The 19,304-nt window shown below is 71.8% G+C and carries 18 protein-coding genes; 7 read left to right on the top strand and 11 right to left on the bottom strand.

Annotated features, from left to right (window positions below; translation table 11 throughout):
• Window positions 1-28 precede the first annotated feature (28 nt).
• The 3 genes from ACTOQ2_RS35035 to ACTOQ2_RS35025 are packed head-to-tail and all read left to right on the top strand — an operon-like array spanning window position 29 to window position 3,746.
• Window positions 29-2,344: a xanthine dehydrogenase family protein molybdopterin-binding subunit gene (locus ACTOQ2_RS35035; RefSeq protein ID WP_440105119.1), complete on the top strand. Its 2,316-nt coding sequence runs from the start codon at window positions 29-31 to the stop codon at window positions 2,342-2,344.
• Window positions 2,341-3,267: an FAD binding domain-containing protein gene (locus tag ACTOQ2_RS35030; protein WP_440105118.1), complete on the top strand. Its 927-nt coding sequence runs from the start codon at window positions 2,341-2,343 to the stop codon at window positions 3,265-3,267. Before ACTOQ2_RS35035 ends, ACTOQ2_RS35030 begins: the two co-directional genes overlap by 4 nt.
• The gene (locus tag ACTOQ2_RS35025; protein WP_440105117.1) at window positions 3,264-3,746 is read left to right on the top strand and encodes a (2Fe-2S)-binding protein; all 483 of its coding nucleotides are present in this window, start codon (window positions 3,264-3,266) and stop codon (window positions 3,744-3,746) included. The genes ACTOQ2_RS35030 and ACTOQ2_RS35025 overlap by 4 nt, the downstream gene beginning before the upstream one ends.
• Window positions 3,747-3,941: 195 nt before the next feature.
• Here the strand turns inward: ACTOQ2_RS35025 and ACTOQ2_RS35020 are convergent, their stop codons facing one another.
• Together ACTOQ2_RS35020 and ACTOQ2_RS35015 are read right to left on the bottom strand one after the other, a co-directional pair.
• Window positions 3,942-4,142: a ferredoxin gene (locus ACTOQ2_RS35020; protein WP_440105177.1), complete on the bottom strand. Its 201-nt coding sequence runs from the start codon at window positions 4,140-4,142 to the stop codon at window positions 3,942-3,944.
• A 56-nt stretch (window positions 4,143-4,198) separates the two neighbouring features.
• Entirely contained in the window at window positions 4,199-5,410 is a 1,212-nt protein-coding gene (locus ACTOQ2_RS35015) for a cytochrome P450 (RefSeq protein WP_440105116.1), read from the bottom strand.
• A 173-nt stretch (window positions 5,411-5,583) separates the two neighbouring features.
• Here ACTOQ2_RS35015 and ACTOQ2_RS35010 point away from each other — a divergent pair, with 173 nt between their 5' ends.
• Entirely contained in the window at window positions 5,584-6,222 is a 639-nt protein-coding gene (locus ACTOQ2_RS35010; RefSeq protein ID WP_440105115.1) for a TetR/AcrR family transcriptional regulator, read from the top strand.
• Between the two features lie 203 nt (window positions 6,223-6,425).
• Here the strand turns inward: ACTOQ2_RS35010 and pcaG are convergent, their stop codons facing one another.
• From pcaG to ACTOQ2_RS34985, 5 genes are all read right to left on the bottom strand, one after another.
• Entirely contained in the window at window positions 6,426-6,950 is a 525-nt protein-coding gene (pcaG, locus tag ACTOQ2_RS35005; protein WP_440105114.1) for a protocatechuate 3,4-dioxygenase subunit alpha, read from the bottom strand.
• The gene (pcaH, locus tag ACTOQ2_RS35000) at window positions 6,947-7,708 is read right to left on the bottom strand and encodes a protocatechuate 3,4-dioxygenase subunit beta (RefSeq protein WP_440105113.1); all 762 of its coding nucleotides are present in this window, start codon (window positions 7,706-7,708) and stop codon (window positions 6,947-6,949) included. Before pcaH ends, pcaG begins: the two co-directional genes overlap by 4 nt.
• Window positions 7,709-7,809: 101 nt before the next feature.
• Window positions 7,810-8,439 carry a CoA transferase subunit B gene (locus ACTOQ2_RS34995; protein WP_440105112.1) on the bottom strand — a complete coding sequence of 210 codons (630 nt, stop codon included), beginning with the start codon at window positions 8,437-8,439 and terminating at the stop codon, window positions 7,810-7,812.
• A complete protein-coding gene (locus ACTOQ2_RS34990; protein ID WP_440105111.1) occupies window positions 8,436-9,215 on the bottom strand; it encodes a CoA transferase subunit A in 780 nt (259 codons plus the stop codon). Before ACTOQ2_RS34990 ends, ACTOQ2_RS34995 begins: the two co-directional genes overlap by 4 nt.
• A 187-nt stretch (window positions 9,216-9,402) precedes the next feature.
• Entirely contained in the window at window positions 9,403-10,230 is an 828-nt protein-coding gene (locus tag ACTOQ2_RS34985; RefSeq protein WP_440105110.1) for a class I SAM-dependent methyltransferase, read from the bottom strand.
• 70 nt (window positions 10,231-10,300) lie between these two features.
• On the opposite strand from ACTOQ2_RS34985, the gene ACTOQ2_RS34980 reads away from it, so the two are divergent.
• Window positions 10,301-10,900: a TetR/AcrR family transcriptional regulator gene (locus tag ACTOQ2_RS34980; protein ID WP_440105109.1), complete on the top strand. Its 600-nt coding sequence runs from the start codon at window positions 10,301-10,303 to the stop codon at window positions 10,898-10,900.
• A gap of 220 nt (window positions 10,901-11,120) precedes the next feature.
• On the opposite strand, the gene yjfF is transcribed toward ACTOQ2_RS34980, so the two are convergent.
• Genes yjfF through ACTOQ2_RS34960 form a run of 4 tightly spaced genes read right to left on the bottom strand, consistent with a single transcriptional unit; the run spans window position 11,121 to window position 15,767 of the window.
• The gene (gene yjfF / locus ACTOQ2_RS34975; RefSeq protein WP_440105108.1) at window positions 11,121-12,113 is read right to left on the bottom strand and encodes a galactofuranose ABC transporter, permease protein YjfF; all 993 of its coding nucleotides are present in this window, start codon (window positions 12,111-12,113) and stop codon (window positions 11,121-11,123) included.
• Window positions 12,110-13,228 (bottom strand): ABC transporter permease, encoded by a 1,119-nt coding sequence (locus tag ACTOQ2_RS34970; RefSeq protein WP_440105107.1) that lies wholly within the window; start codon window positions 13,226-13,228, stop codon window positions 12,110-12,112. The genes yjfF and ACTOQ2_RS34970 overlap by 4 nt, the downstream gene beginning before the upstream one ends.
• Entirely contained in the window at window positions 13,225-14,736 is a 1,512-nt protein-coding gene (locus ACTOQ2_RS34965; RefSeq protein WP_440105106.1) for a sugar ABC transporter ATP-binding protein, read from the bottom strand. The genes ACTOQ2_RS34970 and ACTOQ2_RS34965 overlap by 4 nt, the downstream gene beginning before the upstream one ends.
• A gap of 35 nt (window positions 14,737-14,771) precedes the next feature.
• On the bottom strand, window positions 14,772-15,767 hold the full coding sequence (locus tag ACTOQ2_RS34960) for an ABC transporter substrate-binding protein (RefSeq protein WP_440105105.1): 996 nt from the start codon (window positions 15,765-15,767) through the stop codon (window positions 14,772-14,774).
• 682 nt (window positions 15,768-16,449) lie between these two features.
• Here ACTOQ2_RS34960 and ACTOQ2_RS34955 point away from each other — a divergent pair.
• Together ACTOQ2_RS34955 and ACTOQ2_RS34950 are read left to right on the top strand one after the other, a co-directional pair.
• On the top strand, window positions 16,450-17,985 hold the full coding sequence (locus ACTOQ2_RS34955) for a S1 family peptidase (RefSeq protein WP_440105104.1): 1,536 nt from the start codon (window positions 16,450-16,452) through the stop codon (window positions 17,983-17,985).
• A 345-nt stretch (window positions 17,986-18,330) separates the two neighbouring features.
• A complete protein-coding gene (locus ACTOQ2_RS34950; protein WP_440105103.1) occupies window positions 18,331-19,179 on the top strand; it encodes an RNA polymerase sigma-70 factor in 849 nt (282 codons plus the stop codon).
• The last annotated feature ends 125 nt before the right edge of the window (window positions 19,180-19,304 follow it).

Here is a 19,304-nt window from a genome sequence, read left to right as displayed (position 1 = left end):
TGACATGCGCGGCGCGGAGGTCTTGGTTGTGGAGCAATGGTCAAGGCGTGAGGACGAACGGCTGCTCACCGGTGAGGGCCGCTATGTCGCCGACATGGACGTGCCGGGTTGCCTGGACGCCGTGTTCGTCAGGAGCGACGTCGCGCACGGCGTACTGCGCGAGGTGGACTGCTCCGCCGCCTGCGAGGTGCCGGGAGTGGTGGGAGCCTGGTCCGCCGCGGATCTCTCCGAGATGCCGCCGTGCGCGCGGTCGGCCGCCGTGCTGCAGGATCTGCCTCCGGTTCCGTACGTGCTGCTCGCCCAGCTGTCCACGGAGGAGGCCGTGGCCGGCCGGGAGTGGCCGGTGCTGGTGAGGGACCGGGTGCGCTACCCGGGCGAGGCGCTGGCGGTGGTCCTGGGCGAGGACCGCTACCGGGCCGAGGACGGGGCTGCCGAGGTCACCTTCCGGATCGATCCGCTGCCCGCGGTGGTGACGCCGTCCGCCGCCGCGGAAGACTCCGTCCGCCTGTTCGACGGGCTGAGCAACGTCGCCCTGCGGGGAGAGGCCGGGAAGCCGATCGAGGAGTCGGTGTGGCGGGAGGCGGCGGTCGTGGTGGAGGGCCGGTACCGCCAGCAGCTGCTGATGCCCACCCCCATGGAGTGCAGGACGATCCTCGCCGTGCCCGAGGGAGACGTGCTGACGGTGTGGGCAGGCCATCAGGCACCGCACCGGTTGCGCCGGGAACTGGCCGCGCTGCTGGGCCCGCGGGTCGAGCGGGTGCGCGTGGTGGTGCCGGACACCGGGGGCGCGTTCGGGTCGAAGAGCGCGACCTTCCCGGAGTTCATCGCGGTCGCCTTCCTGGCGGTGGGGCTCGGACGTCCCGTCCGGTGGATCGAGGACCGGCTGGAGTCGATGATGGTCGCCACCCGGGGCCGGGGTCAGGACCAGAGGGTCCGGCTCGCCGCCGACGCCGACGGGCGCCTGCTCGCGTACGAGCTGAACATCGACGCCGACATCGGCGCCTACCCCCACCTCGGGGTCGAGCTGCCCATGCAGACCGCCTGGATGGCGACAGGTCCGTACGCCACCCCGCGGGTGCACGCCACCGTCCGTTCGATGCTCACCAACACCATGGTGACCTACCCCTATCGAGGCGCGGGGCGCCCCGAGGCGGCGATCGCGCTGGAGCGGTCGATGGACACGCTGGCCCGCCGGCTGGGAATGGACCCGGCGGAACTGCGGCGGCGCAACTTCATCCCGCCGGAGGACTTCCCCTACAAAACGCCCACCGGGCGGCGCTACGACAGCGGGAACTACGCCGCCGCGCTCGACCTGGCGCTGGAGACCCTCGACTACGACGGATGGCGGGCCGAGCAGGCCCGCCGCCGGGCGGACCCGGAGTCCCTCCCCCTGGGGATCGGCCTGTCCTGCTACGTGGAACGCTCCGGCGGCGAACCAGGGGGGCTGCACGAGTTCGCCGGCCTCGAGGCGCACGAGGACGGCACGGTCACCGCTCGCTGCGGCACGGCCTCCAGCGGCCAGGGCCACGAGACGGTCTTCCCCGCGCTGGTCGCCGGGACCCTCGGTGTGGACGGTGCGCGGGTCCGGCTGGTCGAGGGCGACACCGACGAGCAGCCGGACGGGGTGGGCTCCTTCGCCAGCCGGTCGGCGCAGGTGGCCGGCGCGGCGCTGCGGAACGCCGCCACGCTGCTCGTCGAGGAGGCGCGGACGCGGGCGGCGGCCCTGTGGGAGGTGCCGCAGGAGGAGGTGGCGTGGTCCGGCGGCACCGTGCACACCGTCCACGACGGCTCGGCGGCGATGGACCTGGCCGAGCTGGTGAAGGCGACCGGGCCGATGCGAATGGGCGGCCGGTTCGAGTCGGGCATGGCGTTCCCGTTCGGCGCCCACGCGGCGGTGGCGGAGGTCGATCCGGAGCTCGGCACCGTGCGCGTGCTGCGGCTGGTGGCGGTGGACGACTGCGGGGTGGTGCTCGACCCGGCCGTGGTGCACGGGCAGGCCTTCGGGTCGGCCGTGCAGGGCATCGGCCAGGCGCTGTACGAGAGCATCCCCTTCGGCGAGAACGGCGTGCCCCTGCTCGCCGAGGCGCTGCTGGACTACCTGCTGCCGACGTCCGCCGAGATCCCGCCCATCGAGCTCAGGGACACCCGCACGCCGAGCCCCAGCACGCCGCTGGGCGCCAAAGGGGCGGGAGAGTCGGGCTGCATCGGCACTCCGGCCGCGATCGTCAACGCGGTGGCCGACGCGCTGCGGGTGGCCGACCCCGGCCTGCTGCAGATGCCGCTCACCCCGGACGTGGTGTGGCGGGCGGCCCGCGCCCCGAAACTCCCGGAGGAGGTCCGGTGAAGCCCGCCGCCTTCGACTACGTCGTGCCGCGCACGGTGCGCGAGGCCGTCGACGCCCTCGGTGCCGGGCGGGACGCCCGGATCCTCGCCGGCGGCCAGAGCCTCGTCCTGGAGATGCGCCTGCAGCGCGTCCGCCCCGAGCTGGTGGTCGACATCAACCGCGTCCCCGAGCTCGACCACATGAGCGTCGACGACGGCACGTTGCGGGTCGGCGCCCTGATCCGCCACGCCTCCTTCGAGCGGGAGCGGGCCGTGCCGGGCCCGCTCGGCACCCTGTTCTCCCGCGCCGTCGTCAACGTCGCCCATCCGCCCATCCGCTCCCGCGGCACCCTGGTGGGCAGCCTCGCCTGGGCGCACCCGGCCGCGGAGTGGTGCGCCCTCGCCATCGCCCTCGACGCCGGCATCGAGGTGCACGGCGCCGGCGGCCCACGCGAGATCGCGGCTCGCGACTACTTCCTCGGGCCGTTCCTGACCTCGCGCACGCCGGACGAGCTCATCACCGCCGTACGGTTCCCGCTGCTCGCCGACGACACCGGCGTCGGCTTCGTCGAGCACCGGCGCACGCACTTCTGCTTCGCCCAGGTGGCCGTGGCGGCGACGCTCACCGCACCCGACGGGGTGATCACCGAGGCGAGGATCGGGCTCGTCAACTGCGCCGACCGGCCGGTACGGGCCCGCGCCGCCGAGCAGGCGCTGATCGGCGCCGAGATCACGCCCCCGGCCGGACGCCGGGTGCCCGGCGACCACCCGTTCGCCCGCGCGGGCCGCGTCGCCGCCGAACAGGACGCCGCGCCCCTGCCCGAACCGTACGCCGACGTGGAGTACCGGCGCCAGGCCGTCGCCGTCCTGGTCGGCAGGACCCTGTGCGAGGCGGCGAGGGATCGGCTGTCGCGGACCGGCACGTCCCAAGGAGGCCACCGATGAGGATCACCATCACGGTGAACGGCGAGGAACGCGCGCTCGACGTGGAGCCCCGGCGCGTGCTGGCCGACGTGCTGCGCGAGGACTGCCGCCTCACGGGCACGCACCTGGGCTGCGAGCACGGCGTCTGCGGGGCCTGCACGGTGCTGGTCGACGGCGAGGCCGTCCGGTCGTGCCTCATGCTGGCCGTACAGTGCGACGGCGGCTCGGTGCGCACCGTCGAAGGGCTGTCCGGCCCCGGCGGCGAGCCCCATCCGCTGCAGCGGGCCTTCTCCGCCGAGCACGCCCTGCAGTGCGGTTTCTGCACGCCGGGCTTCCTGATGGTGGCCGCCGGGGCGCTGGAGTCGGACTCCTCCGTCGGCGACGACCCGGAGCGCGTCGCCGCCCTGGTCGGCTCCAACCTCTGCCGGTGCACCGGTTACGAACCCATCTGGCGCGCGATCGCGCGGGCCGCGAGCGAGTGGCCGCAGACCCCGTCCTGAGGTGACCTCCGCCAGATCTGCGGGCGAAGGTGACGATCGAGGAGGGCAAGATGGCCGTGAGAGGACGACGTGGACACCGCCCGGCGGGAGATGACACGGCCGGCGGCGGTGGAGCGCGTCGCCGGCGTCGCCGTCCCGCCGCTCGTGCGGGGACGGTCTTACGGCGAGGGCGTCACGCGCGAGGCGCGGTGCCGCTCAGATCTCCTCGCTCAGCGCGATCGCGGCGGCGGGGCAGACGGCGGCGGCCTCGCGGACCAGGGTGTGCTGGTCCGCACCGGGCTCGGGTTCGAGCAGGACGACGATGCCGTCGTCGTCGCGCTGGTCGAACACCTCCGGCGCGATCAGCACGCACTGGCCGGCGCCGCAGCATTTGTTCTCGTCCACGGTGACCTTCATGGTGACCTTCATCTCGAGTTCCTCTCTACCGGCCGGCCGGGTGGGACGGTGCCCGGTCACCAGCGGACCGGCACCGTGCGCAGGCCGCCGACGGCCAGCCCCTCCACGCGTTCCAGCTCCTCCACCGGGACGGCCAGCTCCAGGGACGGAAGCCTGCGCAGCAGCACCTCGAGCACGACCTGCAGCTCGGTGCGCGCCAGTGACTGGCCCAGGCAGGAGTGGGCGCCCGCGCCGAAGGCCAGGTGCGGGTTCGGGCTGCGGCTCAGGTCCATCTCGGCGGCGGCCTCGAAGACGCTCTCGTCCCGGTTGGCCGCGGCCATGCTGCACACCACGGTGGTGCCGCGGGGCAGGGCCGTACCGCTCACCTCGGTCTCCACGGGCAGGTAGCGCGGCAGGCCGAAGCCGGAGTTGGCGTCGAGCCGCAGCGTCTCCTCCACCGCCGTGCGCACCAGCGAGGGATCGGCGAGCAGCCGCTCCCACCGGCCACGCTCGGCCAGCAGCATGGAGACCATCTTGCCGATCATGTTGGCGGCGGTCTCGTGCCCGGCGACCAGCAGTCCCATGCCGGTGACCAGGATTTGCATGTCGGACAGCCCGCCGTCCTCGGGGCCGCCGGCCGCGATCAGCTCGCTCAGCAGGTCCTCGCCCGGCTCGGCGCGCTTGGCGGCGACGTGCTCGGACATGTACTGGAAGAACTCCACCTGGGCGGCCTCGGTCTCGGCCCTGGTGTAGCGGGTGAGGTTGAGCAGGGTGTCGGACCAGTACGAGAACCGGTCCCGGTCGGCGGCCGGCACGCCGAGCATGTCGCAGATGACGTACACCGGCAGCGGGAAGCCCAGGCCCGCCCTGAGGTCACCGGGGGCGCCGCGCTTGACCATGTCGTCGATGAGCTCCTCGGCGATCCGGGCCATCGAGGGCCGCAGGGCGGCCATCCGCTTGGCGGTGAACCACTTGCCGACCAGTCGCCGCCAGTGCTGGTGCTCCTCGCCCCCGTCGGGGATGATCTGCGCCATCTCGCTGCTGAAGACCCCGCCGCCCTCCGCCGACAGCCGTGCCGCGTCGGGGGCGGTGAGCCGGCGGGTGAAGCGCGGGTCGGCGAGCACCTGCCTGACGTCGGCGTAGCGGGTCAGCAGCGTCGCCCGGTCGCCGCTGGGCAGCTCCACGCGCGCCACCGGGCACGTGCCGCGCAGCTCGGCCCATTTCGCGGGCGGCTCCAGCGCCTTGTCGTTGGGGATCGGGTAGCGCAGGACCTGCTCGTCGGCACTCATGCGTCGTCTCCTTGCGAACGGATGGATCGGCGGGCGCGTACGCGGAGGGGGCGCGGCGGCCCGGCCCGCGTGTGCCCGCATGCGACGAGGTCCTTTCGGTCGTCCTGCGTCGTCACGCTACCCTACATGTGTCGGGAAACCTACATGTGTAGTTTGCCGGTAAAGTGAAGGATGTGGCCACGACCAAGAGCAGCGACACTCCCTCCGGCGACCGGCGCGTGCGCCGCACGCACACGGCCCTGGCACGCGCACTGATCCAGCTCGTCGAGGAGCGGGACCTCTCCCGGATCACCGTCGCCGACGTCGCCGAACGCGCCGGGGTGAGCCGCTCGACCTTCTACGACCACTACCGCGACGTCCACGAGCTCGCCGAGGCCGCCTGCACCGCGATGATCGACGAGCTGATCGGTTCCCTGCCCGCCCCCGGCCCGGAGACGGCGGACCCGGCGCCGGAGGCGACCCAGTCACTGGAGGCGTTCTTCGCCAGCCTCGCCGAGCACGCCGGGCTCTACCGCACCCTGCTGGGGCCGCAGGGCAGCGCGCGCGTCGTCGACCACATCCGCCGCCGCATCGCCGCGGCCGTCTACGGCCGCCTCCACCAGATCACCGCCGGCGATCTGGTCGGATACTCCGGCCCTCCGTCGGACATCCCGCACGACGTCCCGGCCGCGTTCACCGCCGGGGCGCTCATCGGCGTGGCCGCCGACTGGCTCCAGCGCGGATGTCCGTGGCCCCCCGCCGATATGGCTGCCCTGACCTGGCCACTCTTCAGCTCGCTCTACCACCGCGTCGACGCCGGCACGCCCACCTGAGGCCGCCCGTCGCGCCCCTGGAGTCGTCCCGGGGCGAGTCTCGAGCCCGTGCGGGCCGCCGGCGCGTCCGTCGCCGCCCCGTGAAGACCGCCGCCCCGTGAAGACCGCCGCCCCGTGAAGACCGCCGCCCCGTGAAGACCGCCGCCCCGTGGAGGCGGGCGCCCGGTGAAGGCCGCCCGCCTCCACGGGGTGGCCGCCCGGGATCAGCCGAAGTCGAAGAAGATCGTCTCCTTCTCGCCCTGCAGGTGGATGTCGAAGCGGTAGCGGTCCTCCCCCTCCCGCGCGGCCAGCAGCGTGTGCGCGCGCTCGGGCGGCAGCGAGTCGAGAAAGGCGCCGTGGGCGAGGTAGACGCGGGTGTAGAGATGGTGCAACAGGCCGCGGGCGAACACGCACACGCTGATGTAGCCGTTGCCGGGCACGAGCGTGCGCAGCGTCCAGCGGCCGTCGGCGTCGGTGGGCACCCGGCCGAAGCCGGTGAAGTCGACGCCGTGCCTGCCGATGACCGCGCCGGTCACCGGGTCGCGGCGCAGCGTGCCGGGGGCGCCGGTGAGGTCGCCGGACGGGGCGGCCTGCCAGAACTCCAGCAGCGCGTCCGGCACCGGAACGCCCGCGCCGTCGTAGACGCATCCGTGCACGGTGATCCCGCCGGTCGCGATGTCACCGCCGCCGGGGAACGGGAGCGCGTAGCCGTAGAAGGGGCCGACGGTCTGCGAGGGGGTGGGGTTCATCGGCCCTCCTCCGTCCAGGTGGCGGCGGGGCCGTCCAGAACGATGTCCCACCGGTAGCCGAGGGACCACTCGGGGACGGACAGGTCGTGCTCGTAGGCGGCGACCAGGCGCTGCCGGGCTCGCTCGTCGGCGACGGAGTTGAAGATGGGGTCGTAGGCGAACAGCGGGTCGTTCGGGAAGTACATCTGGGTGACCAGGCGCTGGGTGAAGGCGGTGCCGAAGACCGAGAAGTGGATGTGCGCGGGGCGCCAGGCGTTGGTGTGGTTGCGCCACGGGTAGGCGCCGGGCTTGATCGTGGTGAAGGCGTAGCCGCCGTCGTCACCGGTGAGACAGCGGCCGACGCCGGTGAAGTTGGGGTCGAGCGGGGCCGGGTGGTCGTCGCGCTGGTGCGGGTAGCGGCCGGAGGCGTTGGCCTGCCATATCTCCACGAGCTGGCCGCGCACCGGGCGGCCGTCCCTGTCGAGGACACGGCCGTGCACGGTGATGCGCTCGCCCAGCGGCTCGGCGAGGTGCTGCCTGGTCAGGTCGGCGTCGAGCGCGGTGACGTCGGTGACGCCGAAGACCGGCCCGGCCAGCTCGGCCGCTTCCGGGTCCTTGAGCGCGATCAGTGGTTGTTTCGGATGGCGGAGCACGGTGCTGCGGTAGGGGCCGTAGTCGCGGGACGGGTGGTGCGCCTCCCGGCCGTCACCGGCGTTCCGGAGGTCGCGGAGCTCGGCGATCTCGCGGTCGATGTCGGCCTGCGTGAGGGGTGTGGACATGAACTCCTACCTTTCGGGAACGACGGCCGGGCCCTGACCGGCGCCGACGCGCGGGAAGGCGAGACCGGAGCGGGCCGTCCCGGCCACGGCGGAGACGCTCCTCACGCCCTCACCTCCGCGTCCGTACGATCGCGCAGCTCCGCCAGGCTCACTCCGGGGGCGGTCTCCACCAGAGTCAGCCCCTCCCCCGTGACGTCGAGGACGCCGAGGTCGGTGATGATCCGGTGGACGCACTCCTTCCCCGTGAGGGGCAGCGAGCACTCCTCGACGATCTTCGGCGAGCCGTCCTTGGCGACGTGATCCATGATCACGATGACCCTGCGGGCGCCGTGGACCAGGTCCATCGCGCCGCCCATGCCCTTGACGAGCCTGCCGGGGACCATCCAGTTGGCCAGGTCGCCACGGGCCGAGACCTGCATCGCGCCCAGCACCGCCGCGTCGATGTGACCACCGCGGATCATGCCGAACGACAGCGAGGAGTCGAAGAACGACGCGCCGGGGAGCACGGTCACGGTCTCCTTGCCCGCGTTGATCAGGTCGGGGTCGACCGCGTCCGGCGCGGGGTAGGGACCGACGCCGAGGATGCCGTTCTCCGAGTGCAGGATCACGTCCGTGCCCGCCGGCAGGAAGGAGGGGATGCGGGTGGGCAGGCCGATGCCGAGGTTGACGTGGTCACCGTCGCGCAGTTCGGCCGCCGCGCGCGCGACCATCTGGTCACGGCTCCAGCTCATGAGGTGGTCCCCCCTCGCTCCGCGGGCACGGAGGTGGTACGCCGCTCGACGGCCTTGTCGGCGGCCTGCTCCGGGGTGAGCGGCACGACGCGCTGGACGAACACCCCGGGCAGGTGGATCTCGTCGGGGTCGAGCTCGGTCAGCTCCTCGACCTCGGCGATCGTGACCCGCCCGGCCATCGCGGCCAGCGGGTTGAAGTTCCTGGCGGCCTTGCCGAACACGAGGTTGCCGTGCCGGTCTCCCCTGGCCGCCCGCACCAGCGCGAAGTCGGTGGTGATGCCGCGCTCCAGCACATAGGTCCGGCCGTCGAACTCGCGCACCTCCTTGGGCGGCGAGGCGAGCACCACCGAGCCGTCCGGGCCGTGCCGCAACGGCAGCCCGCCGTCGGCGACCGGCGTGCCGACCCCGGCCGGGGTGTAGAAGGCGGGGATGCCGCAGCCGCCCGCGCGCAGCCGCTCGGCCAGGCTGCCCTGCGGGGTGAGCTCCACCTCCAGCTCCCCCGTCAGGTACTGCCGGGCGAACTCCTTGTTGTCGCCGATGTAGGAGGCGGTCACCCGGCCGATCCGGCCCGCCTCCAGCAGGACGCCCAGGCCGCCGCCGTCCACGCCGCAGTTGTTCGACACCACGCCGATCCCGCGCACCCCCGTGTCGTACAGGGCCTGGATCAGCACGTTCGGGATGCCGCTCAGGCCGAACCCGCCCACCGCGAACGACGCGCCGTCGCGCACGTCCGCCAGGGCCTCCGCGGCCGTGGCGATCACCTTGTCTCCGCGCACGGCACTCCGTTCGGCCAGATGTTCGCTCTGCGAACTTTGGTTCATTATCGCGCACTTGAGTATGTGTACCGGCGACCGTCCTGTCAAAGCGCCCTCGTCGGCACGGGAGGCACCGGCCCGCGCTCCAGGAGGGCCGGCCGGCTCCCCGGAACGCGGGCCGGCCGCCGTACCGCGCACGCCGGCCGTGTCAGGCCGCGCCGGTGCGCGCGGCGGTGACGGCCACCGTGGTGTAGGGCATCGTGAAGCCGCCCCCCATCGCGTCGACGGCGGCGCCGGCGCCCTCCAGCACCTCCGCCAGCCTGTCCTGCGGGAGCCGGGTGAGAGCGCCGGAGGTGGGCAGCTGGTCCAGCCACGCGTCCCGGGTGTAGTGACACTCCCAGTCGAACCGCCACTGCTCCGGGTCGCCGAACCCGCCCACCTCCCGGATCCCGTCGGCGGCCCTGGCGAACAGCGCCTGGTATCCCTCCAGGGCGCTTCCCTTCTCCTGGAAGACGAACGGCGAGTCGGGCACCACCCGCCGGTAGACAGCGGCGAAGGCCTCCGCCACGCCGGGCGGAAGCTGGAACACGTGCCAGAACGCCGCCAGCCGCCCACCGGGCCGCAGCACCCGTGCCGCCTTGGCGGCTCCCGCCACCGGGTCCACCCAGTGCCAGGCCGTCCCGGCGACGACCGCGTCGAACATCCGGCCGGCGGGGTCCCAGGCCTCGAACGTCGCCACCTCGACCTCGACCCCGCCGCGCCGCGCGAAGTCGGCCATCCGCGCGTCGGGCTCGACGCCGAGGACCTCGCAGCCGGCCGCCTGGAACTGCCGGGCCTCTATGCCGGTGCCGCAGCCGACGTCGAGGACGCCGGGCCCGGGGCAGGCGGCGACGATCCGGTCCACCATGGCGTCGGGATAGCGGGGCCGGGTGCGGTCGTAGCGTTCGGCGTCCACGCCGAACGACTCCGCCACCTGCCGGTGTCGATGAAGGTCGTTCCCAGGAAGAGGCGCTCCGGGCGGCGGTATAGTGGGCATGCGCCCACGCTAGTGGGCACATGCCCACTCGTCAACGGGCGGGCTCCTCGACCGGGAAGAGGGATGCACGGTGCCGACGGGGGTGGCCATGCGCGACGCGCGCGAGCAGCTGTTCGACGCCGCCGAGCGCGTTCTGCTCAGGGACGGGCCGAACGCGCTGACCAGCCGGGCGGTCACCACGGAGGCCGACTGCGCCAAGGGGGTCCTGCACCGGCACTTCGCCGACTTCGACGCCTTCCTCGCCGAGCTCGTGCTGGACCGCGCCGCCCGGATCGGCCCTCAGGCCGCCGCCCTGTACGACTCCGCCGGGACCGGCACCGTCGCCGGCAACCTCACCGGCGCGCTGACGGAACTGTTCGAGACGGTCGCCGTGGCGATCGTCGGCCTCGTCATCTCCCGGGACGACCTGCGCGCCCGGCTGCGCCGGGCCGGGTCGACCGGCGTCCCGGTCCTGGCGGAGGCCGGGGCCATGCTCGCCTCCTACCTCGCCGCCGAGTGCGAGATGGGCCGCATCGCGGCGGACGCCGACACCGACACGCTCGCGTTCACGCTGGTCGGGGCCGGGCACCTGCTGTACGCCGGCGCGGGGGGCACCCCGCCCGAGGCCGGAGCCGTCCACCGAATCGTGACCACGGTCATCGCCGACGTGGTGCAAAGACGGCTGCTATGAGCCGCCCGCCCGCGCCGGCGACCCGCTGGGAGCGCGGCGCGGCTCACCGTCTCGTCACCGCCTCACGGAGCGGCGCCGGACGCGCGGCCGGCCGTCGTGGTCGAGGGCGGACGTGGACATGGACGTGGACGGGGACGTTCATGGCGTACCGCGGACAAGGCGGTCACAGCCGTGAGACGTGAGCGGAGGGACCGGCCGCCGGGCGGCCGGTCCCTCCGCCTCAGGTCCGCCGGACGCCGATGAGCCGTTGCAGCAGGATGAAGGCGAACAGCAGCAGGCCAATGAAGATCTTGGTCCACCAGGAGCTGAGGGTCCCCTCGAAGCTGATGATCGTCTGGGTCAGGCCGAGCACGAGGATGCCCAGCACGGTACCGAAGAGATAGCCCGAGCCGCCGGTGAGCAGCGTGCCGCCGATGACCACCGCCGCGATGGCGTCCAGTTCCATGCCGACGGCGTGCAGGCCGTACCCGGACAGCATGTAGAAGGACAGCAGGATCCCGCCGAGCGCGGAGCACAGCCCGCTGATCGTGTAGACGGCGATCTTCGTCCGCCCCACCGGAAGACCCATGAGCAGCGCGGACTGCTCGCTGCCGCCGACGGCGTAGACCGTGCGCCCCAGACGCGTGTGGTGCAGCACGTACGCGGCCACCAGCACCACGATCGCGGCGATCACCACGCTCGGCGAGATCCACATCTCGCCGCCCAGGTCGATCCTGGTCTGCGCGAAGGCGGTGAAGATGCCGTCGGTGATCGGAATCGAGTCGGTGCCGATCGTGTAGCACAGCCCGCGGGCCAGGAACATCCCGGCGAGGGTCGCGATGAAGGGCTGAACCTCGAAGTAGTGGATGATCGCCCCCATCCCGAATCCCAGCGTCGCGCCGATGGCCAGCACCAGCACGATCACCACCGGCGCCGGCCAGCCCTGGTTCGTGACGAGACTGGCCGTGACCATCGTGGACAGCGCCACCACCGCGCCCACCGACAGGTCGATGCCGCCGGCGAGGATCACGAACGTCATGCCGACGCCGACGACGAGCAGGAACGCGTTGTCGACGAAGACGTTGAGGATCACCTGCCCGCTGGCGAACCCCTCGTACCGGATGCCGCCGGCCGCGAACATCGCGATGAGCAGGCCCGCGGTCACCATGACCGGGACGTACCTGCGGGGGATCGCGAGCCGCCCGGCCGGGCCGGCCAGGGTGGTGTCCGTCATCTGTTCCTCACCGTCTCTTCCCGTACCTGCTCGCCGGTGGCCGTGCCCGCGAGGGGGCGGCCGGGACCGCCCTCCGGAGCGGGCGGCGGTGCGGGATCGTCCCGCTCCCACTGGAAGATCCTCCGCCGGAAGGCCGGCGACTGCAGCAGGCAAACGATCGTCACCACGAGCGCCTTGAACAGCAGCGTCGTCTCCGGCGGCACGCCGATCGAGTAGATCGTGGTGGTCAGGGTCTGAATGATCAACGCCCCCAGCACGGTGCCGCCGAGGGAGAACCGGCCGCCCGCCAGCGAGGTGCCGCCGATGACGACGGCCAGGATGGCGTCCAGCTCGATCCACAGGCCGGCGTTGTTGCCGTCCGCGCTGGACACGTTGGAACTGATCATCAGTCCCGCGATGCCCGCGCACAGCCCGCAGAAGGTGTAGGTCACGATCAGCACGCCCCGGGAGCGGATCCCGGACAGCCTGCTGGCCTCGGCGTTGCCGCCGACCGCCTCGATGAACATGCCCAGGGCCAGCCTCCGGGTGAGGAAGGCGGTCAGCGCCGTCAGCGCGATCACGATGAGGATGCCGAACGGCAGCGTGAGCCAGTAGCCGCCGCCGACCAGCTTGTACGGGGCACTGTTGATCGTGATGATCTGCCCGTCGGTGATCAGCTGGGCCAGGCCCCGTCCCGCGACCATGAGGATCAGCGTCGCGATGATCGGCTGGATGCCCACGGCGGCCACCAGGAACCCGTTCCAGGCTCCGAGCGCGAGCGCCACCACCAGCGTGACGCCGATCGCCGACAGCACGCCGGCGACGGAGTTCTGGTCGGCCAGGCCGCTGATCTGCATGCAGGCCAGTGCCCCGCCGATCGCCACCACCGAACCGACCGACAGGTCGATGCCGCCGGTGGCGATGACCAGCGTCATGCCCAGCGCGACCAGGATCAGCGGCGCCCCGAAACGGAGGATGTCGATGAGGCTGCCGTAGAGGTGCCCGTCCCTCATCTGCACGTGCAGGAAGTTGTCGGTGAACACCACGTTGAGCACCAGCAGCGCGACCAGGATCACGCCGGGCCAGAGCAGCCGGTGCCGCGCCAGGGCACCGACGCGGTTTTGTACAGAACTCATGCCGGCGCTCCGCTCGCGATCTTCTGCATCAGGATGTCGGTGGTGAGCGCGTCGTCGTTGTCGAGCTGGGCGACCAGCGCGCGGTCGCGTAGCACCCCGACCCGGTGACTGAGCCGCAGGACCTCCTCCAGCTCGGCGGAGATGAACAGCACGGCCATGCCTCCGTCGGACAGTTCGGCGACCAGCCGCTGGATCTCCGCCTTCGCGCCGACGTCGATCCCCCGGGTGGGCTCGTCAAGGATGAGCAACCGGGGCTCCATGATCAGCCAGCGGGCCAGCAGCACCTTCTGCTGGTTGCCGCCGCTGAGGGTGCGGACCGGCTGCTCGGGGTCACCCGGCCGGATGTTCAGGGTGGCGATGTACTTGGCGACCAGCTCGTCCTGCTTGCGCCGGGACAGCGGCCTGCTCCAGCCGCGCGAGGCCTGCAGCGCGAGGACGATGTTCTCCCGCACCGTGAGCTCGTCGACGAGTCCTTCCGCCCGCCGGTTCTCCGAGCAGAAGGCGATCTTCCGGTTCATCGCCGCCCGCGGTGTGCGCAGCGCGATCTGCTTGCCGCCGACCTCCAGCGAGCCGCTGTCGGCGTGGTCGGCACCGAACAACAGCCGCGCCAGCTCGGTGCGGCCGGAGCCGAGCAGGCCGGCCAGCCCGACGACCTCGCCCTGCCTGATGGTCAGGGTGAAGGGGGCGATGGCGCCCGCCCGCCCGAGGTCGCTGGCCTCCACCAGCGGCTCCGCGACCCGGGCGGGCGGCTTCTCGTCGAGTTTCTCCAGGTCGGCCAGCTCCCGCCCGATCATCTTGGCGACCAGGTCGACCTGGGAGAGCTCGCGGGTGAGGTACTCCCCCACGAGCTTCCCGTCGCGCAGGATCGTCATGCGGTCCGACACCTCGTAGATCTGGTCGAGGAAGTGCGAGACGAACAGGATGGCGATGCCCTGCTCCTTCAGCCGGCGCATCACCCGGAACAGCTGGGCCACCTCGCCGGCGTCGAGGCTGGAGGTCGGCTCGTCGAGGATCAGCACCTTGGCGTCGATGTCGATCGCCCTGGCGATCGCGACCATCTGCTGCACGGCCAGCGAGTGCGACGCCAGCGGCGCCGACACGTCGACGCGCAGGTCCAGGCGGCCCATCAGTTCCTTGGCCCGCCGGCGCATCTCCTTCCACCGGATGCGGCCGAACCTGCGCGGTTCCCGGCCCACGAAGATGTTCTCCGCGACCGAGAGGTTCCCGCACAGGTTGACCTCCTGGTAGACCGTGCTGATACCGGCCTGCTGGGCGGCCGACGGGCTGGAGAAGGCGACCGGCTTCCCGGCCAGCTCGATCTCGCCCTCGTCGACGCCGTACACGCCGGTGAGGACTTTGATCAGCGTCGACTTCCCCGCGCCGTTCTCTCCCATCAGCGCGTGCACCTCGCCCGGCAGCAGCCGGAAGCCGACGTCGTCCAGGGCCTTGACGCCGGGGAATCGTTTGCCGATTCCGCTCATCCGTACGATCGGTGCCGGTGCGTCCATGCCGCGCTCCTTTCTTCTTTCCCGGGGTGGGCGGCTCAGTACTGGCGGGTGGGCAGGGCTTCCTTGGCCTGCTCCTGGGTGAAGGTGGTCTCCTCGGTCACCACGCGGGCGGGCACCTGCTCACCGGCGACGACCTTCTTGGCCAGGTCCATCAGCTGGGGGCCGAGCAGCGGGCTGCACTCGACGATGTAGCTGATCTTCCCGTCGGCCAGGGCCTGCATCCCGTCCTTCACCGCGTCGATCGTGATGATCTTGATGTCCTTGCCCGGCACCTTGCCCGCGCCCTCGATCGCCTCGATCGCACCCAGCCCCATGTCGTCGTTGTGCGCGTACAGCACATCGATGTCCGGAGTGGACTTCAAGAACGCCTCCATCACCTCCTTGCCCTTGGCCCGGGTGAAGTCACCGGTCTGCGAAGCGGCGATCTTGAACTTCGGATCGGCCGCGATCACCTCCGCGAACCCCGCCTTGCGGTCGTTGGCCGGCGCCGACCCCGTGGTGCCCTGCAGCTCCACGATGTTCACCGGGTCGGTGGAGTCCTTGTACTCCTCCACCAGCCACTGACCGGCCTTCTTGCCCTCCTCCACGAAGTCCGAGCCCAGGAAGGTCTTGTACAGCGTCTTGTCGGCCGAATCCACCGCCCGGTCGGTGAGGATCACCGGGATCTTGGCGTTCTGCGCCTCCTTCAGCACCGTGTCCCAGCCCGACTCCACCACCGGCGAGAACGCGATGACGTCGACCTTCTGCTGGACGAAGGACCGGATCGCCTTGATCTGGTTCTCCTGCTTCTGCTGGGCGTCGGAGAACTTCAGCTCCACGCCCGCCGTCTTCGCCGACTCCTGCACCGACTTGGTGTTGGCCGTACGCCAGCCGCTTTCCGCGCCGACCTGGGAGAAACCCATGGTGATCTTGCCGTCGTCGGCGACCTTGCCACTGTCGGTGCCGGTGGCCGGCGTGCTCGTGCTACCGCAGCCCGTCATCGCCGTGGCGATGACGCCCGCCAGGACGAACGCTGAGACTTTTCGGAACATGGGGGGTGTCCTTTATGTGAGCGTTAACATTTGGGCGGAAAACCGTGAATTGTGCTGGTCGTCCGATTTGACGGCTACCTCTGCCGAGTACCGTTATCCCGCAGGATGAGCAAGGGCGCGCGCGAGATGTTCACCTGGCGCGCCCGCCGCGCGAACCCGCCACGACAGTGCGCCGGTGCCGCGTCGCCGCGCGGCTCCGCGGTTTCCGGGCGCCCGTCCTCCATGCGCCCGGAGGCTTGTTGAGCATCCAGGCGACCGTCCGGCGCGACACGCTCGCCGACCCGGACGCCTCGGCAGCCACCGGCGGGTGGAGCCCCACACTTGTCTGCACGGCCGCTCCTCATCTTGCGTTGGACAAGACTGTGAACGCTAACAACCATGCCGTCAAGCGATCGCCTTATTACGGTCTAATCACACCGGAAACGTGAAGCCGTGAGCCACCGTGGTCCTCGCGGTCGCCGGCGGCGGCCGGACGGGGGTGTTCGGCGTGGCCACGCCCGCCGGGGCGCGCGGGAGAGGCGGGGCCGGCCGGCGGAAATCCACGCCCGCGTGGCGAGCGGCCTTCGCGCCCGCGATCGGTCCCGGTTGATCTAAGGTGGCACTGTCCTGTCGCATGATCCACTGGTTACGCAGGGTGATCTCCCCGCATGCTTCGACGACCGAGGTCAAGGGGAGAAGATCCATGTCTCGCAGACATGCCGCCACCGCCGGATGCGTCCTGATGGTCACCGCACTCGCCCTCGCCGCCGTTCCGGCCGGCGCCGATCAGCAGAGAACCACCTCCGCCGGGGCGGCCGTTCCGGTCGCGCCGATCGCCCCGAAGTCCTCGGCCGCGCCGGAACCGCCGCCGGGCATGCTGGAGGCCGTCCAACGCGACCTCGGCCTGTCTCCCAAGCAGGCCAGAGCTCGTTTGCTCAACGAGGCCCGCCTGATGCCGATCGCGGCGCGGCTGCAAAGAACGCTCGGTACCCGCTTCGGCGGCGCCTGGCTTCGCCCGAAGACCGCGCACACCCTGATGGTGGCCACCACGGCGATCTCCGACATCCCCACGATCCTCGCCGCGGGGGCCCAGGCCGAGATCGTCGCGAAGTCGCTGGCGGAACTCTCGGAGATCAAGAGGAAACTGGATGACGCACTGCCGTCGCAGCCGCTCATGTCGACCGTGCGCTACGTCGACATCAAGCGCAACAAGGTGGTCGTCCTGAGCCCCGAGCCCGCCCAGGTGCGCAACGTCATCCAGAGCACCGGCGTGGACGAGACCACGACGATCGTGCTGCCCTCCGACGAGGCACCCCTGCCCCTGTACGACCTGGTGGGCGGCACCGCCTACTACATCGACGTCACCAGCCGCTGCTCGATCGGCTTCTCCGTGCTCAAGGGCGGCCAGGAGGGTTTCGTCAGCGCCGGCCACTGCGGCAGGACCGGCGCCACCACCGCCGGCTTCAACCGCGTCACCCAGGGCACCTTCCAGGGATCGGTCTTCCCCGGCAGCGACTACGCCTGGGTCGCGGTCAACGGCAACTGGAGGGGCACTCCGGGGGTGGACAACGGCGAGGGCGGCACCGTGCCCGTCGCCGGTGCCATGGCCGCCGTCGAGGGCGCCTCGGTCTGCCGGGCGGGCTCCACCACCGACTGGCACTGCGGCCTCATCCAGCAGCGCGACGCCAGCGTCACCTACCCGCAGGGCATCGTCTCGGAACTGGTCCGTACCAGCGTCTGCGCCGAACCCGGAGACTCGGGCGGCTCGTTCGTCTCCCTCGACCAAGCCCAGGGCGTCACCTCCGGCGGCTCGGGCGACTGCGCCTCGGGCGGCACGACCTACTTCCAGCCGATCGGCGAAATCCTCACCGTCTACGGCCTGACCCTGCGGACCACCGCGGGTGACCCGCCACCGATCACGGTCACCTGTACCGGCTACCCCAGCACCTACAGCGGCACCCTGGCCGCCGGCCGGTCGGCCTACCAGCCGAGGAACGTCTACTACCGCGCCGGCGTCTCGGGAGTTCACTCCGGTTGCCTGAGCGGCCCCGACGGCACCGACTTCGACCTGTACCTGCAGAAGTGGGACAACAGGAGCGCCTGGCGAACCGTCGCCACCTCCGGCGGCCCCGGCCCGGACGCGCAGATCACCTACACCGGCACGGCCGGCTACTACCGCTACCGGGTGACCGCCACGGCCGGCTCCGGCGCCTACACCATGGCTTTCAGGGCGCCCTGACCCGGCACGCACCTCACCTCCTTCTCCCGCCCGCTCGCCGCGAGGCCTCCGGGCGCACGAGGTAACCGAGCGTGACAGCGCGGTGGTCGGAGTCGTCGGCCACCGCCGGTACGCCGGCGCCGGGAATCCGCGACCGGAACGATCTTTGGGGGGCGAGGTCGCGGACCCGGCCGGCACCGGGTACGCACGCGAGGCAGGCCATGGACGCCAGGCGCGGCAAGCCGGCGGGGAGGGCCATCGGCCTGGGGCGTGGTCCCCCGATAAGGTGAGAAAGGGGCGATGACCATGGCGGATACCGCGCCGACGAACGAATCGGGTGAATCAGAAGATCTCCAACAGGCCACGATGATCTTCGCGGACGTGCGGCCGCGCCTGTTCGGGATCGCGTACCGGATGCTGGGCAGCGTCGGCGAGGCCGAGGACCTGGTGCAGGACGTCTGGCTGCGCTGGCAGACCTGCGACCGCCGCGCGGTGGTCAACCCGGTCGCGTTCCTGGCGACGGTGACCACGCGGCTGGCCATCAACGCCGCCCAGTCCGCGCGGGTCCGCCGCGAGACCTACATCGGCCCGTGGCTTCCCGAACCCGTCGACACCAGCGCGGATCCGTATCTCGGCGCCGAGCGGGACGAGGCTCTGGGGTTCGCGGTCCTGCTCCTCCTGGAGAGACTTTCGCCCAGGGAACGCGCCGCGTACGTGCTGCGGGAGGCGTTCGACTACCCGTACTGGCAGATCGCCGAGATCATCCGGCTCAGTGAGGCGGCGGCCCGCCAGCTGGTCAGCAGGGCTCGCAAACACGTGGTCGCCGAACGTCGCGCGCCGGTGACCGGCGCCGAGCAGCACAGGCTCCTGAGGGCCTTCGTCGCCGCCGCCCGTTCCGGCGACATGGCCACGCTGGAGAAACTCTTCGCGGCGGACGTGATCAGTTACTCCGACGGCGGTGGCGCCGTCCGGGCCTCTCGCATCCCCGTGGTGGGCGCCTTCCGGGTGGCCAAGTACCACAGGGCGTTCGCGAACCGGTTCTGGGCCGGGGTCGAGGTGGAGTGGGCGAGCCTGAACGGGCAGGCGTCCGCCCTGCTGAGCCGCGACGGCGCGGTGTTCGCGGTGGCCACCGTCAACGCCTCGGCCCAGGGCATCGACCAGGTGCTGTGGATGATGAACCCGGCCAAGATCACCACGGTGTCCGCCGCGGGCTGACCCGCCGCCGGGCGCCGCCGGCCCCGGGTCGCGGCCATGGCGGCCCGCCTGAGGGCAGATCGGCGGTGATGCAGGGGACTTTGGTCCCTAACGTCGTCGCGGGGCGGACGGGCAGCCTGGAGGGT

This window comes from Streptosporangium sp. H16 (assembly GCF_051918855.1).
Classification (GTDB): Bacteria; Actinomycetota; Actinomycetes; order Streptosporangiales; family Streptosporangiaceae; genus Streptosporangium.
The sequence above is the reverse complement of the archived record's forward strand: the minus strand, read 5'-3'. Positions and strand labels throughout refer to the sequence as shown.